This is a genomic window from Pseudomonas sp. ICMP 460, from assembly GCF_002723595.1.
Classification (GTDB): Bacteria; Pseudomonadota; Gammaproteobacteria; order Pseudomonadales; family Pseudomonadaceae; genus Aquipseudomonas; species Aquipseudomonas kitaguniensis.
This window is the reverse complement of sequence record NZ_LKBR01000074.1, coordinates 1-347: the sequence shown is the minus strand read 5'-3', so window position 1 is coordinate 347 and position 347 is coordinate 1. Positions and strand designations below refer to the sequence as shown.

At 60.4% G+C, this 347-nt stretch carries 1 pseudogene; it reads left to right on the top strand.

The features are described 5' to 3' along the window. A pseudogene (locus AO240_RS26025) lies at nucleotides 1-226 on the top strand (helix-turn-helix transcriptional regulator); the annotation flags it as partial. Nucleotides 227-347: the final 121 nt, after the last annotated feature.

Below are 347 nucleotides of genomic sequence, written 5' to 3'. Positions count from 1 at the left end.
GAACCTCAGCGTCTCGACGTTGCACCACCGCTTCAAGGCGATCACTGCCATGAGCCCGCTGCAATACCAGAAGCAACTGCGCTTGCAGGAAGCGCGACGGCTGATGATTGCCGAAGGGCTGGAAGCCTCGGCGGCGGGGTATCGGGTGGGGTATGAAAGCCCGTCGCAGTTCAGCCGCGAATACAGCCGGCTGTTTGGTGCACCGCCGTTAAGAGACCTGGCAAGAANAGAATGCGCCAGAGTATCTGACCCAACCAAGATCAACAGGTGGGAGGGGGCTTGCTCCCGATGGTGGTGTGTCAGCTAGAGATGAGCTGGCTGACCCAAGGCTATCGGGAGCAAGCCCC